Origin of the sequence: Caulobacter radicis (assembly GCF_003094615.1) — a bacterium.
Lineage (GTDB): Bacteria > Pseudomonadota > Alphaproteobacteria > Caulobacterales > Caulobacteraceae > Caulobacter > Caulobacter radicis.
This window is the reverse complement of record NZ_QDKO01000044.1, coordinates 30,489-45,390: the sequence shown is the minus strand read 5'-3', so window position 1 is coordinate 45,390 and position 14,902 is coordinate 30,489. Positions and strand designations below refer to the sequence as shown.

General features: G+C 67.9%; 11 protein-coding genes and 1 pseudogene. 1 reads left to right on the top strand and 11 read right to left on the bottom strand.

The window, feature by feature from the left end:
* Positions 1 to 136: 136 nt before the first annotated feature.
* The 9 genes and pseudogenes from DDF62_RS26405 to DDF62_RS24865 form a co-directional block, all read right to left on the bottom strand.
* Positions 137 to 829: pseudogene (locus DDF62_RS26405) on the bottom strand (STN domain-containing protein); the annotation flags it as partial.
* A 138-nt stretch (positions 830 to 967) separates the two neighbouring features.
* Positions 968 to 1,933, bottom strand: coding sequence for a FecR family protein (locus DDF62_RS24900; RefSeq protein WP_116491613.1), 966 nt, complete (start codon positions 1,931 to 1,933; stop codon positions 968 to 970).
* A 9-nt stretch (positions 1,934 to 1,942) separates the two neighbouring features.
* Positions 1,943 to 2,485 carry an RNA polymerase sigma factor gene (locus DDF62_RS24895; RefSeq protein WP_116491612.1) on the bottom strand — a complete coding sequence of 181 codons (543 nt, stop codon included), beginning with the start codon at positions 2,483 to 2,485 and terminating at the stop codon, positions 1,943 to 1,945.
* A 346-nt stretch (positions 2,486 to 2,831) separates the two neighbouring features.
* The gene (locus DDF62_RS24890; RefSeq protein ID WP_116491611.1) at positions 2,832 to 3,170 is read right to left on the bottom strand and encodes an MmcQ/YjbR family DNA-binding protein; all 339 of its coding nucleotides are present in this window, start codon (positions 3,168 to 3,170) and stop codon (positions 2,832 to 2,834) included.
* A gap of 144 nt (positions 3,171 to 3,314) precedes the next feature.
* Positions 3,315 to 3,665 (bottom strand): GntR family transcriptional regulator, encoded by a 351-nt coding sequence (locus DDF62_RS26830; RefSeq protein WP_116491610.1) that lies wholly within the window; start codon positions 3,663 to 3,665, stop codon positions 3,315 to 3,317.
* On the bottom strand, positions 3,666 to 5,186 hold the full coding sequence (locus tag DDF62_RS24880) for a glycoside hydrolase family 32 protein (RefSeq protein ID WP_116491609.1): 1,521 nt from the start codon (positions 5,184 to 5,186) through the stop codon (positions 3,666 to 3,668).
* A complete protein-coding gene (locus tag DDF62_RS24875) occupies positions 5,186 to 6,553 on the bottom strand; it encodes a sugar porter family MFS transporter (protein WP_116491608.1) in 1,368 nt (455 codons plus the stop codon). The genes DDF62_RS24880 and DDF62_RS24875 overlap by 1 nt, the downstream gene beginning before the upstream one ends.
* A 2-nt stretch (positions 6,554 to 6,555) precedes the next feature.
* Positions 6,556 to 7,524 carry an ROK family protein gene (locus DDF62_RS24870; RefSeq protein WP_116491607.1) on the bottom strand — a complete coding sequence of 323 codons (969 nt, stop codon included), beginning with the start codon at positions 7,522 to 7,524 and terminating at the stop codon, positions 6,556 to 6,558.
* Between the two features lie 313 nt (positions 7,525 to 7,837).
* Positions 7,838 to 8,968: an ROK family transcriptional regulator gene (locus DDF62_RS24865; RefSeq protein WP_116491606.1), complete on the bottom strand. Its 1,131-nt coding sequence runs from the start codon at positions 8,966 to 8,968 to the stop codon at positions 7,838 to 7,840.
* A gap of 385 nt (positions 8,969 to 9,353) precedes the next feature.
* Here DDF62_RS24865 and DDF62_RS24860 point away from each other — a divergent pair, with 385 nt between their 5' ends.
* Positions 9,354 to 12,128 carry a TonB-dependent siderophore receptor gene (locus DDF62_RS24860; RefSeq protein ID WP_165832378.1) on the top strand — a complete coding sequence of 925 codons (2,775 nt, stop codon included), beginning with the start codon at positions 9,354 to 9,356 and terminating at the stop codon, positions 12,126 to 12,128.
* A gap of 548 nt (positions 12,129 to 12,676) precedes the next feature.
* On the opposite strand, the gene DDF62_RS24855 is transcribed toward DDF62_RS24860, so the two are convergent.
* Both DDF62_RS24855 and DDF62_RS24850 read right to left on the bottom strand, forming a co-directional pair.
* Positions 12,677 to 13,174: a ParB N-terminal domain-containing protein gene (locus DDF62_RS24855; protein WP_243410578.1), complete on the bottom strand. Its 498-nt coding sequence runs from the start codon at positions 13,172 to 13,174 to the stop codon at positions 12,677 to 12,679.
* A gap of 404 nt (positions 13,175 to 13,578) precedes the next feature.
* Complete coding sequence (locus DDF62_RS24850; protein WP_116491604.1) at positions 13,579 to 14,841, bottom strand: TIR domain-containing protein; 1,263 nt, start codon at positions 14,839 to 14,841, stop codon at positions 13,579 to 13,581.
* Positions 14,842 to 14,902: the final 61 nt, after the last annotated feature.

The window sequence follows — 14,902 nt, the reverse complement described above, 5'->3', positions numbered from 1 at the left end:
CGGCTCCGCCCTGCGCCCCGCCCAGGCGCATTTGCGTCTCCAGGCCTTGGTAGGCGTCGCGGAACAGCACGTTGACCACGCCGGCCACGGCGTCGGAGCCGTAGAGGGCCGAGGCGCCGTCGGCCAGGACCTCGATCCGCGAGATCGCCGAGGCGGGCACGAGCGAAAGGTCGGCGAACACCCCGGTGCGGCCGCCCATCGGCGGGCGCGAGCCGTTCAGCAGCACGAGGGTCGAGCTGGCGCCCAGGCCACGCAGATTGACGCCCGAGCCCGCGCCCAGATTGGCGCTGGCGCCGTTGCGGCCGGTTCCGTACAGGGTGCCCTCGTTGGGGCCGCCGCCGTAGTTCTGCGGTATCGATTGGACGATCTGCTGGGTGGTGGCGTAGCCGCTGGCCTCGATGTCCTGCCGGCTGATGGCGATGACGTTGGCCCCCACGGGCCCCGCGCCGCGGATGCGGGTGCCGGTGACCACGACCTCGGCGAGGCTTTCGGGTTCGTCACCGGCGCGGACCTCCCCCGGCGCGGTCTCGTCGGCGGGCTTGAGCACCAGCGTCGCGCCCACCCGGACGAGCTTGAGACCCGACCCGGAGAGCAGCGCCGCATAGGCCTGGTCGGCGGTGTAGCGGCCCGACAGCGCCGGGGCGGTCTTGCCCCGCACCAGCGGCGAGGCGACCACCACTTGGCGGCCGCTGATCCGGGCCGCCGCGCCGAGCGCCTCGCCCAGCGGCTGGGCGGGCAGGTCATAGGTCTGGTGCTCGGCCTGCAGGAGGGGCGGCGCGGCCAGGGCCGGCGCGGCGGCGGTCAGGACGAGACCGGCGACCGTGGCCATCAGGCCGCGGCGTAGAAGGGTGGTGTGGTGTTGCATGAAGCCCCCGGGCGGCGGACCGCGACGGTCGCGGTCGTTCCGGGTGGCTCTGACGAGGCCGCGCGGCGACCCCTCACAAAAAACTTCTCGGTCCGGCTGAAATCACGCCCCGCGGCGCGACAGCGCCAGGTCGCCGCCCGGGAGCTGGGTCACCGTCAGCGACAGGGCCGCGGCCAGGGCCCGGGCCAGGCCGTCCGGATCGGTGACCTTCAAGGCGCCGCTGACCTGCAGGGACCCCAGCGCGGGATCGGCCAGCCGGATCTTGCGGGCGCCGTAGCGATTGGCGTCGGTGAGAACTTCGGCGAGCGGGGTGTCCTGGTAGAGGCGCAGGCCCTGGGGCCACTGGCGCTCGCGCCCGGCGGCGCGGGTCGGCGGGCCCAGGCGGTCGTCGGCGAGGATCAGCGCCTGTCCCGGCTGAAGGCGGGTGCGGCCCGAGATCAGGGGATGCCGGTCGCGCCGCGCCTCCAGGCTCCCGGAGAGGGCGGAGACCTCGACCGACCGCTCGCTGAGGCTGAGATCAAAGGCCGCGTCCTGGCCCATGACGCGCATGGCCCCGGCCTGGACATCCACCGGACCCCGGGCGTGGATGCGGGCGCGTCCGCGTTCGAGGACCAGGCGCGAGCGGCCGCGCTCGCTGGACGCCAGCAGCACGGTGTCAGCGTCGAGCACCACGGTGAGACCTGGCGCTGGAGACAGGCTGCGGATCTGGCCGGTTCCAGCGGCGAGCCGCTGCTGTGGCGGCTGATCGTCGGGAAAGATCGGCCAGGGCGAGACGGTGGCCAGGGCGATGGCCACAACGAGGCCGGCGGCGCTGGCCGCCCACCACGCCGCGGGCGGCGGGCCCCGACGCGAGGCGCTAGTGCGCAGGCGCAGGTCCGAGAGCTTGGAATGACCCAGGATCGCCGACTCTTCGTAGCGCCGGACCAAACGGTCATAGGCGTCCTGGCGGCCGGGCGCGGCGCGCCAGGCGTCGAAGTCAGGGCGCGCGGTCTCCGCGCCAGGTCCGCGCATGCGCGCAAACCACGCGGCCGCCTCGCGGCGCAGATGCTCTTCTTCCCCCGAGGTCATGGCGTGATCCTAGGGCCGGCCGAGGCTGCGGTCGACGGCGGCGATGGCCTTCATCATGTGCTTTTCCACAGCGCTGACGCCGATGCCCAGGGCGGCGGCGATCTGCGGATAGGTCTGGCCGTCGACGCGATGGCGCAGATAGACCTCGCGGGTCTTGGGCTTGAGCTTGAGGACGGCGGCCTCGTGGCGCTCGAGCAGCTGGCGCGCTTCGAGGGCCAGGTGGGGATCGCCGTCGCTCGTCGCATGCGCCTCGGGCTCAAGAACGGCGTGGCTGCGCTCGCGGCGACCCGAGACGCTCTTGGCCCGGTCGCGCAGCAGGTTGCGGGCGATGCGGCCAAGATAGGCCTCCGGCTTCTGCAGGGCCTGCTTGCCTGCCGCATGGGTCAGGCGCAGGAAGGCCTCCTGGGCAAGGTCCTGGGCCTCCTCGGGATTGGTCCGCCGCGACAGGAACCGCAGCAGGGCCGGAGCTTGGCGCCGGAACAGCGCGTCGAGCTTGCGGCGGGCGTCGGTCTGGGTCTCGCCCAGGACCGGATCGACGGTCTTGAGGGTCATCGGCGCGGGCTCCCGCGCCGAGGGGTTCTGGCTTGAAGTCTGGTCTCTGCTGGCCCGGTCACGTCCGCCTCCAAGGAGAGGCGGCGGAACCGGCGAAGCCGCATTCCCGAGACTCAAGCTTGAGTGTGGAGCGGCCGTCATGGACGGCGCCGCCGGCGCAACACACCGGTCGCGCCGGGGCGGAGCCGAACGCGAAGCGGTTGGTTCAAGCGAGGTTCTCACGCCTCGACGCCGCGCTTTCAGCGACGTGGCACGAGTCTAGAACAGGGTTCGGCAAGATGGCAAGGCAAGGTCCTGGACGCCTGCCGGATTGTCGCCTCGCAGGGCGCCGCCTGCATCAAGCGGGCTAGCCGATGCGGCTGAACGCGCTGCGGCTGTTGCGCGCCTTGCCGGCGGCTTTGGCCAGGACCGGCTTGAGGTGTCCGGCCTCGGCCAGGGCCAGGCGCACGCAGGTCACGCCGCGAGCGCCGGCCCCGCCTGCCTGAGGCGAGAACACGCCGGGCGCCGCGGCCAGGGCCGCCGCCTGGTCTTCGGGCGAAAGGCGCAGGACGGCGAAGGCCGGGTCGGGCGCGCCCAGGGTGGCGAACACCTTGTCGCCGACCAGGAACTCGATCGTCCCCAGGCGGGAGGCGACGCGGGCGTTGAGCTGGCTGAGCGCCAGTTGGCGGAAGTCGTCGGGGGTCATGGGTCGGCGTTCATGGCTGGGGTGGTAGGCCCGCTGATGCCACGGGCCTTCCGACTGCCCAAGGGTTTTACGCTGTTGGGCGTGGGCCATGAGGACGGGATTGCGCCATCTGCAGACATTGGCGCCGCTCCAGACTCCGGACCTTCAGACAACGGCGCGGATGATCGTTCCAAGGCGCGTCCGTCGCTGTATGCATCCATCGGCGCAGAGCAACGCAAAGGCGCTTCGGACCGTCAACCGGGAGACCCCACAGAGGCGCGCCAGACGGCGTTCATCGGGTAGCCTGTCGCCAACCCGCAGCTCGCCCGTGGCGAGACGATAGCGGATCAAAGCGTATAGTTGCCGATAGAGCGGACCAGGCTCACTTGGCAGAGCCCAAAAGTCGCTAGCCGATTCGAGCGATGCAACTCGAAGCTGGCCGACATCCGGCGCTCGCCTAACAATGGTCTGCGTCCAGCCCGAACCAGCCGGGCTTTCTAAGAGTGAGCCTTCCACTTAAGGCGCCTTCGATTTGGTTAGCATCCAGCCGTCCAGCTTTCGGATCGTCGCGGTTCCTCCTCGCGCGCTGGCCGACCATTTGAGCCCGCCGCCACCCGGGAAGAACCGGTCGGTGATGGTGGTCTGTCCATCGTTGACATAGAGCTCGATGATCGACTGGTCGACGAACGCCCGTAGGCGCACGCGTCCGGACGTAAGGTCGACCGGCGCGGTGTGGCGATCGGCGAAGGCGTCGTGGAAATGGGGACCCGACCGCGTGCGGTCGATGAACACCTCGTTGGTCTTGGGCGTCACGCCGATCAAGGTCTGGAAACCCTTGTCGTCGGTGAAGGCGATCTGGACCTGTTCGGCGCTCCCCGTCTCCAGCTCCAGGTCCAGCTCGACGGCGCCGCCTTCGATCGGCAGCAAGGTCGCACTCTCGCCGAGGGCAAGCGCACTGGCCGATCGATGGCCCGAGCGAAGCGCCTCGACTTCCCTGACCGGCGCCTGGGCGATGCGATAGCCTTGCGGCGTCTTCTTGAGGCTGACGACGCGCGGCAGGGACATCAGGCCCCGCGACGGATAGGTCGGGATGGCGTTGGCGTAGCGCCAATCGTTGGCCCACCCGATCCAGATGCGGCGCGGATCGTCCTTGGGAAGGTCGTTCCAGGAGACGGCGGCATAGAAATCCGCGCCATAGTCCATCCATTGGGGCTCGCGCCCCCAGCTTGGATCGGGCGTGAAACGGGCGCCGTCGAAGTCGCCGACGAAATATTGGCCGCCCGAGCCGCCGCCGACGCCGCTGTCGCCCAGATTGATGCCGAGCACCCAGCGCTTTTCGCCGGGCTTGCCGCCTTCGACCGGCAGCTCGAAGAGATCGGGGCACTCCCAGTTCTTGCCCCGGCCGCCGGCCGGGCCAAAGTCGCTGGCGTGGGCCCAGGTCTTCAAGTCGCCCGAGGTGTAGATGGCCAAGCGGTTTTCGACCGCCATGACGACCAGCATCACCCATTGCTTGGAAGCCGCGTGCCAGAAGACCTTGGGATCACGAAACTCCGTCGAACCGATGTCGAGCACCTTGCCGTGGACGGTCCAGGTGCGCCCCTTGTCGTTGCTGTAGGCGACGAACTGCGACTGGTTCTTGGTCTTGGGGTCATAGCCGGTGTAGGCCGCCACCATCGGCGGGCGACCGTTCTTGCCAAAGCCGCTGGTGTTGTTCCAGTCGATCACCGCGCTGCCCGAAAAGGCCATGACATCGGTTTCTGGCAAGGCCACCGGCAGCTCTTCCCAAGTCACCAGGTCGCGGCTGACGGCGTGGCCCCAGCTCATGTGGCCCCAGCGATCCCCGTAGGGATTGTACTGGTAGAACAGGTGGTACTCGCCTTCGAAATAGACGAGCCCGTTGGGGTCGTTCATCCAGTTGCGAGCCGGCGCGAAGTGGTAGGCCGGACGGGCCTCCTCGGCCAAAGCAGCGGGCGCGATGGGGAGCGACGCTCCAGCGCCGATCAGGGCGGCCGCGCCCAGGGCTAGCAGGCGACGCATCAGTGGACCCTCCGGAAATCCATGTCCTCGAGCGCGATGCCGTTGGTCTCGGGCATCACCTTCCAGACCCACAGGAACTGCAGCAGCATCATCGCGCCGAAGAAGGCGAACACCCATCCACCGACGTGGGCGGCGAAGACCGGGAAGGCCCAGGTGATCGCCGCGGCCATCACCCAGTGGGTGGTGCTGCCCAGCGCCTGGCCTTTGCCGCGCACGGCGCTGGGGAAGACCTCGGAGATGAACACCCAGATCACCGCGCCCTGCGAGATAGCGAAGGCGGCGATAAAGCCCAGCAGGCCCGCCAGGACAAGAGCGCCATTCGGGTGGGCGCTTTCCAGCTGCAGGCCGACCAGGATCAGCGCCGCGGCGGTGGCGATCGAGCCAAAGTACAGCAGCGGCTTGCGCCCATAGCGATCGATCAGGAAGAAGGCCAGCAGGGTGAACACCAGGTTGGTGCCGCCCACGGCTACCGACTGCAGCAGGGCGCTGTCGGCGCCAGCGCCGCCCAGTTCGAAGATCCGCGGCGCGTAATAGAGCAGCGCGTTGATGCCCGAGAGCTGGTTGAACATGGCGATGGCGATGGCGCAGGTCACCGGCACTGAATAGGCCGATTGGAAGAGGCTGGGCTTCGCCGCCGCAACGTCGCGCTCCGCGGCGACGCGCATGTGGGCGACCTCGGCCTCGGGATCGATGAAGCCAAGCCGGGTCATGACGCCCCGGGCCTCACCGTCGCGGCCGTTGACCACCAGCCAGCGCGGGCTGTCGGGCAGCAGGAAGGTGACCACCAGGAAAAGCACCGACGGGACCGCCACGATGCCGAACATCCAGCGCCAGGCGACGTCGGGCGGCGCGAGGCTGGCGATCACGTAGTTGGACAGGAAGGCCAGCAGGATGCCCAGCACGATGTTGAGCTGGTTGAGCGCCACCAGTCGCCCCCGAACATGGGTCGGCGCGACCTCGGCGATGTAGATCGGGGTGACGACAGAGGCCGCGCCGATGGCCAGACCGCCCAGGAAGCGGAACGCCACCAGGCTGTGCCAGTCCAGCGCCAGGCCTGTTCCGAGCGAGGAGACGACGTAGCAGACGGCCACGGCCAGGAGCATGGGGCGACGCCCGAAGCGGTCGGATGGCCAGCCAGCGATCAGCGAGCCGATCACGGTTCCGATCAGCGCCGAGGCGACCGTGAAGCCCAGATAGCCTTCGCTCAGGGAGAAGCGTTCCTGCAAGGCCGAGGTGGTCCCGGAGATCACGGCGGTGTCGAACCCGAAGAGCAGGCCGCCGAGGGCCGCGCCCAGGGCCGATAGGATCATCGCCAGCGTGACCCCGGACTTGGCGGGCGGCGCTAGCGCCGTATCGGTGGTCGTCATGATCAGGAGACCTTCGAAAGGGTGGAGACAGAATTCTGTTGCGCGCCGATCGCCCAATGCATGGGCCATTGGCGGGTGACGAGGCGGTGAGCGATGGCCAGAGCGCCGGTGAGGCCTGCGGAGTCGCCGGCTGTGGGCGCAGCGACGTAGGCGTCCATGTCCAGTTCCGCGATGCTGGAGTCGTAGCCGCCCAGCTGCTTGTGCAAAGCGGTGCGGACGCGCGCGTGCATGTCGATCGGCTGCATGACGCCTCCGCCGATGATGATCCGGTCGGGACGTACGATGTAGGTCAGGCTGGCGCAAAGACCGGCGATGTACTCGGCGATGACCCCCCAGGCCGGGTGTTCAGGCGGCAGCTCCTCCGCCGGCATCCCCCAACGGGCGCGGATCGCCGGACCGCTGGCCAGGCCCTCCAGGCAGTCGCCGTGGAACGGACAGATGCCATCGAAGGCCTGATCGCCCAGTGCGCGCGGCAACCGGATGTGGCCCGCCTCAGGGTGATTGGCGCCGCCGTGCGGCACGCCGCCGACCAGCAGCCCGACCCCGATGCCCGTCCCGACCGTCACGTAGCAGAACGTGTCCAGGCCCCGGCCGCTGCCGAACAGCAGCTCGCCCACGGCCGCGCAATTGACGTCGGTGTCCAGCGCCATGGGAACGTCCAGGGTCTGGGCGAAATGGCCCAGCAGATCGATCTGGCTCCATCCGACCTTCGGTGTCGAGGTGATCGAACCGTAATCGGGAGCCGTCGCCCTGAGGGACAGAGGTCCGAAGCTTCCGATCGACAGCGCAGCGAGCGCGCCGTGCCGGGCCTGAGCCTTGGCGAAGAAGGCGCTCGCCGCGCTCAGAGTGGCGGCAGGCGTGGTGGTCGGGATGCGGACCTGGTCGAGAACGACGCCGTCCTCGTTGGCCACGCCGCACAGAAACTTCGTGCCGCCCGCCTCGACGCCGCCGAGCAATTTGGGTTCCGCCATGGGTTTAAACTCTTGGATGGGATCTGTGAAAAGGACGCCGCCCCGGACCGGCAGGATCGGCCGGGGCGGCGGCGCTTAAGGCCGCCGCGAGATCGGGCGCGCGCGGAATGCCTGGTCGGGGAGGACGCCAGGGAGCGGCGCGGCTAGGGCGGGGAGCGCACAGGTTGGAGACGCGCCAAGGCGCGATCGCAAAGACATTCGTTTCCTCTCGGGCGCCTTGACGACGCGCTCGTTGCTGGCCGCAGGACGGCGGTACGCGACTAAATCTATTGATGTGATTTAGTCTGTCAACGGGAGAAAGCGAAAAGCTTGGCTAGGCGGCGTCGCCCTTCAGCAGCGAGCCGAGGTTTGGCGTGTAGCTGGCGTAGAGCGGCAAGAGGCCCGCCCCCACCGCCGGCGCGGTGTCGCGGATCTGCCCCACCAGCATGTTGGGCTTGAAGAAGTCCTTCGGCGCGGTGGCGGCCATTCGCGCCTCGACCCGCCGGGCCAGCGCCTGGAGCGTGGTCTCGTCCATCGCGCCGCTCAGCACGACCGCATCGAGGTCGAGCAGGCTGTTGGCGCCCAGGATCACGAAGGCGATCCCTTGGGCGCAGGCATCCAGCCAGGCGGCGCGAACCGCCTCGTCGTTTCCTTGGCCGAGCGCTGCTTCCAGGCTGTAGAGCGAGGCGCGGTGGAGCAGGAAGTCCTGCCCGCCCTCGTCGGGGATCGGCATGGAGGCCAGGGCCGCGGCGTTGCCGTGCCGGCCTTGATGGATCTGGCCGCCCAGCACCAGCCCCCCGCCGACGAAAGTGCCGACATGGAAATAGAGATAGTTCTCGACCCCCAGGCCGACGCCGCAGAGCAGTTCGGCCAGGGCCGCGGAGTTGCCGTCGTTCTCGAAGAACACCGGGCAATCCAGACCCGAGCGGAAGGCCTCCTCGACGTCGGCGCCCCATTCGCGGGCCTGGTCGGGCGTGACCCCGATCTCCTCGCGCCAGGCGCCGATGAACCACGGCATGGCGATGCCGACGCCGAGAAAGGCCTCGCGTTGCTCTGGGCCGAGCGCCGCCAGCTGGACGCGCGCGAACTCCGCGATTTCCGCGATGACCGCCGCACGCTCGGGAAAGGCCATGGGCCGGGTCTGGGTGGCCAGCACCACGCCGTTGAAGTTGAGCAGGACGCAGGTGAGGCGGTTGCGACCGACTTCCACGCCGATGGTGTAGCCGTTCTCGCCGTTGATCTTGTAGATCGTCGAGGGTTGGCCCATGCCGCCGGTGCGCCGGCCCGCGACCATCAAGAGCCCGTCGGCCTCCAGGTCCTCGACGATCCGCAGGGCCGCTTGCGGCGAGAGGCCGGTGATCTTGGCAAGGTCGGCCTTGGACGCTCCATCGAGCCGGCGGATGGTCGAGAGCACCAGTCGTTCGTTGTAGCGACGAACGCCGTTGGAGTTGCTGCCGCGGCCCATGGAAGGTGACGCCCCCGGTTTTTTGGACGGCCATGATACGCACCCGCCTCCGAGTCGCCAGCGCGCTTGTCATTCCGCCGACCCGGCCTCGCCCCCATTGACGGGCTTCTTCGACGCCCATGCCGCGCTCGGGCGCCCCTGGATCTTGGGGAGAACATGGCCGCCGAGCGTCTTGATCACCCCGCGCGCGGGGTGCGCCGGATGTCACCCGGGCCGGATCGTCGCCGCGCCGCAACATTGCGAAGCTTTTCGCAAGGACAGTTGACAGACTAAATCACTTCAGTAGCTTTAGTCGCATACCGTCGTCATGCCGGCTGGAAAAACGCGCCGAAAAGGCGTCCTCGGGAGGAAACCAGTGTCTCTGAAAAAAGCATTCTGCACGTCCGTGTCGGCGGCCGTCCTGTTCACCGCGACGGGCGCGCTGGCCCAGGCGGCCGCACCGCCCAAGCCCGCTGACCAGGACACGGTTCAGGTCGAGGAAGTCGTCGTCACGGGGGTGACGGCCGGCACGCGCAAGAAGGACGCCACCTTCTCGATCAACACCCTGACCACCGAGGAAATCCAGCGCCTGGCGCCGATCAGCACGGCCGACCTGCTGGCCAACATCCCCGGGCTCTACACCGAGGGCAGCAGCGCCGGCGAGGCCAGCAACAACGTCACCGTCCGCGGCCTGCCGGTCACCGGCGGCTTTCGCTATGCTCCGCAGCTGATCGACGGACTTCCGGTCTACGAAGAGCCCGAAGTCCAGTTCATGAACAACGACGTCTTCATCCGCACCGACCTGATGACCGATCGGGTCGAGGTCGTGAAGGGCGGTCCGGGCGGCATCCTCTATTCCAACGGCCTGGGCGCGACGGTGAACTATGTCACCAAGACCGGCGGCCAGGCGTTCGAGGGCGGCTATCGGCTCGAAGTGGCCGACTACGGCTTCGTGCGCAACGAAGCCTTCGTCTCGGGCCCGATCAACAAGAACCTGACCTTCGCGCTGGGCGGCTTCTATCGCGTCGCCGACGGCATCCGCGACAACGGCTACACCGGCGACCACGGCGGCCAGATCCGCGGCAACATCGTCTACACCAGCGACGACGGGGCCACCCAGATCCAGGCGCACGCCCTGTTTCTCAACGACCACACCGCCTTCTACCAGAACCTGCCGATCTCTGTGCCGCGCCTGTCGGGCCCGGGCACGGCCGACAATCCCACCAAGATCGACCAGGACACCATCGAACCGCTGGGCATCAATTTCGCCCATGGCACGGTGGCCTCGCCGTTCAACCGCCACTTCACCCAGATGGGCGAATACGGCTCGCGCGACATCGACCTGGCCGACGGCATCCACCCCAAGTTCAACGTCTTCACCCTGAAGTTCTCGCGCGAGATGGGCGATGGCTGGACCTTCAAGGCCGGGCTTCGCTACACGAGCGGGACCAACGACTTCAACACCATGTTCACGGGCAATGACACCGCCTTCGCCCGGGACTTCCTGAACGTGCGCCTGCAGAACGACGTCATCTCGCCGGCCCATGGCGCGGCGCTCAGCTGCAACCTCAACAACGCCAAGCTCCGGGGCTTCTTCAACGTCCCGACGAGCAATCCTTGCGGCGCCTTCGCCGGCATTAGCCGCGAGGACTTCATCGCCAACTACGCCAAGGTGGCGCGCGTCCAGGGCTACTACCTGGACAACGGCCAGGCCGTGGCGCCGGACGCCTATCTGAACTTCCTGCTGCCCTTCATCGCCAACATCAAGGCCGACAGCGCCTCGATGGACCTGCAGGCGCAGAAGACCTTCAACCTCTGGGGCGAGCACAAGCTCACCGCCGGCGTCTACGCCAGCGATTACAGCTATGACGCCAACTTCCAGGCCAGCCTCCTGGTCTCGACGATGGGCGAGCCTTCGCGTCTGGTCGATCTGCGCGGTCTGGACGCCAACGGCGCGATCGTCGGTCCGAGCCTGACGAGCGGTGGGGCGATCCTGCCCGGCTTCTTCGGCTTCGTGACCGACTCCAGCTCGCGCGGCTATGCGGGCTACCTGCAGGACCACTGGGAGACGCTGGACAGCCGCCTGAAGCTGGACCTAGGGGTCCGCTGGCAGACCCAGAAGACCGACCTGGTCCGCCGCGATCGCAACCTGATCTTCGACGCGACGCCGGCCAGCGTGGTCGTCGGCTCAAACCAGGACACCACCGCCGACAACGAGCTGTCGGTGCCCGGCGCGCCGCGCTACCTCAACAAGCGCTTCAGCGCCGTGGGCTGGTCGGTCGGGGCCAACTATTCGATCTCCGACCCCATCGCCGTCTATGGCCTGGTGTCGCGCTCGTTCCGCCTGCCGAGCCTTGAGGACCTGAACGAGTTCCGCGTCGACACCACCCAGCAAGTCGGCGGCGAGACCATCAAGCGCAACCAGATCGAACGGATCTGGCAGCTGGAAACGGGCGTGCGGTACTACAAGCCCAAGTTCGACGCCTCAGCGGCGGTCTACTACAACGACTTCACCCCGCGCGACTTCGTCAACGTCTACCGCGACTTCCAGTCGCCGCAGTGCGCGGTCACCGGCGCGGTGCCGCAGATCAACACCTGCCCCGAGGTGGGCGAGGTCTACCAGCGCGGCGTCCAGAACATAGGCGCTGAAGTCGAACTGGCCTGGCGCCCGGTGGACGGGCTCGAGCTGAAGGGCACGGTCACCGTCCAGGATCCGAAGATCACCGACGCCAACTACAAGATCACCCGCGAAGTGCGCAACGCCGCCAACGTCCTGACGGGCTACGAATATGTCGAGATCGGCGAAGACGGTCGCCGACCTCGTCGCCTGCCGACGGTGATGGTCAACTTCACCCCATCCTTCGACTTCAGGCCCCTGACCGGCGTTCCGGTCTCGGTGTTTGGCCAGTTCTACTACTACTCCTCGCGCTTCTCGGAATCGACGGACTTCAACGTCACGCAGTACCCGGCCTACTACATCATCAACGCCGGGGCGGCCTGGGCGGTGACGCCCAACCTGATGGCGCAGGTCAACGTGGCCAACCTGACCAACCAGCTGTCGTTCACCGAGGGCGATCCGATCTTCTCGGACCTGCTGTCGCCGGACGGCGCGCGCAACCGCGGCGTTGCCCGCCCGCTGTTTGGCCGCACCTATCGCGCCAGCCTGACCTACCGTTTCTAGGGGGCGTTGGCCCGGGTCGCTTCGGCGCCCGGGCCGATATCCCCTGGGACTGGGCGCTCGCCGCCCTCCTGCGGACCGGCCGGACGTCGAGCTCGACGCACGCCCCGTCGCTCCGTTCTTGTCGCCCACAACTTGGGCCCGGTCGCCTCGGCGACCGGGCCCTTTTGCGTCACGTCCCGAGGAAAACACCATGCGCCGCTGCGCGATCCTGCTGGCCTCCCTGCTGCTTTGCGCGCCGAGCCTGTCAGTCCATGCCTAAGACGCGGTGACCCTGTCCTTCGACGACGCGGGCTTGCCCGGTCTCCACAGCCGTTGGCCTGCGGAAATCGCGCCGGACGCGCAGGGTCGCGCTCTTCGGACCGAAACTATAATACGACCTGGCGGGAACAGCCGCTGCAGTTGGAAGGATCGCGGTTCGTCGATGCCGCGACGTGGGTGCCCCTGGAGAGCTACCCTTCCGACCGCGAGCGCCCGGCGCGCGAGGCCACGCCCAAATCCTTCTTGAACCAGGCCGACGGCAAGCGCGGCCTTGACCTCTCTGTCGACACCTACGGGGAGTCTACCAGACCGGTTGGCGCCAATAGCGGTCCTTCCGGAGCCTCCAGAAACTGGACGTATCTTCGGCCTAACCGGCTCTCCACCTCGCGGCGTCCTTCGAGGCCGCAGTCCGAATTGACGCGCGTACTCGCGGCTAAACTGACCACGCAGCGCACGGCCGCGCCCTTGGCCAGGGCCTTGCGCTTGGCCGGCAGGCGTAAGGCCTGGCGGCGGCCTTTACCGGCGCTGACGAGGTAGTAGCCAGTTTCCTGGCCGTTCTTGACCTCGGGCTCGACGACCAGGGGCTGCAGAACGCCCTTGTGGGTGATCCTGGCGGCGCGGGACTCGATCACTTCGGCGCTGTGGCCGACGCGCCGGACGTTCTTGGGCGAGGCCTTGAGGCGGTTGAGGGGAGTGTCGCGGACCTCGCCGTACTGAACGACGATGTGGGCTGGGCCTGCGGCCTTGCCGCAAGCGGCGGCGGTCGCGGGGGTCTCAGAGGTGGACATTGAAGCCTCCTTGGGCTGTCGGGGTTCGAGCGCAAAAAGCGCGCTCGACCCGGGCGCCCCCCGCGAGAGCGGGGGTGCAAGCGGAGGCGCCGGCTTCGCAGGGACCCGTCTGCAGGACACCGGCCGAAGCTGGGCGGAAGCCGATCCGAAGCGCCCCGAGGGCGGCAACCCTAAGCCTGCGCGCTCGCAGGCGAGCGCCCATGACGAATGAAGCCGGCAAGGAGACCGCGCAAAGCGCGTGTCGGAACGTCCGCGTCGAGCGGCCGGCGGCAGGCCAAAGCCTGCCCGAAGGCGACGCGCCCGTAGGAGAGCTGAAAGGCTCGGGACCGAGCGTGACCGCCGGCCGTTCTCCTTAAGCCGAAGGCGCGGGAGGCCCGCCGAAAGGCGGGCCGGAGCATCCCAGTCTAGTCGTGATCCCGAACAAAGCGCCGGGTACGATCGGTGACGTGGACCTCGCGCGCCGTGTAGGGCGGCTGACCCAGCGTGTGGTAAGCGTCAACCAGCTTGGCCTCTTCGAGATAGTTCAGCGCGCTGTTGGCCTGCCGGACCGTCCAGTCGGGAAACCATTCCGGGATCGCCTCGGCGAGGCGCACGCCGTCAACGCCTTCGCTGATCAGCCGGCGGGCGAAGCTCAGCGCATCAGCCCGATTGTCGAAGTCCATGAAGGCGTTGTCGAACTCGACGAACAGGCCTTGGCGCGGCCAGAACGACCGCTCACCGTTCAACTGTTTGGAACGCTCGATGAGCCCGGCCTCTTCGAGATCGAGGGCCCCGATACGGATGTCCTCGATCGACAAGCCCGTGGCCTCGGCGATCGCTGCAGCCTTGACCTGTGGATCGGACGGCCTGCCCGTCTGGCTGTTGCGCACCAGGAACTCGGCGACCGCTGCGGCGCTTTTGGACCAGGTGCTCGGTGTCGACGGCGCCTTGCGGACATAGGACGGCGCGGTCCCTCGCGGCGGCTTCTTGGTCACCCCATAGAGGTCTGCAATGAGGGCTTCGATCTCGGCGTCCTTCTCCAGGTCCACCTCGGGGCACCGCGTCGTCTGCAGGAAGATCGACAGGTCGGAAATCCGGGCGCCGATCCTAAGGCCCAGGAAGCGGGCCTTGGACTGCACGGCCTTCATGAAGCCCGCGTCGATCTCGGTTTCCACCCAAGGCTTGCCCACCGAGTATGGCGTCAGCAGCACAAGGAAGTGGGTGCAGGCCTCCAGCCCCTCCTCCATCCTTCGCTTGAGGCTGTCGCCGGTCTTGATCTCCCAGGCATCGAGCCAGACCTCGATCCCTGCCGCCATCAGGCGCTCGGCCAACGGCTTGGCCAGCCGTTCATGGTCTTCGGACGCGTGAGCCAGATAGACGACCGGCGTTTCGGGCGAAGGGGTCGCTTGCATCGAGGTAATCACTCCTTTGCCCACCCCGAGCCTGCGTTCGAGTTCGCGCGCGAAGGCGGGGGAACCTTCAGTGCGGGCGACTACCTTTTCGCCGACACGGCGGACAAAAACCGCGGCGTGCTTTCCGGTTTCCGGATCGACGATCGAGCCGGCCGCGCCATGAGCGCGCGCCTCGATATGGCTCATCGCCAAGTCGAGACCCTTCTTTTCGATGTTCTTCCAGAACGACGAAGCCGACACCTTTCGGCCTCCGCTGTAGTGCTGAATCTTGGCCATAGGTCGAGCTTAACCCGTACCGAGCGAGAACAAAACCTGAATAAAACAACCAGGGCGGTCA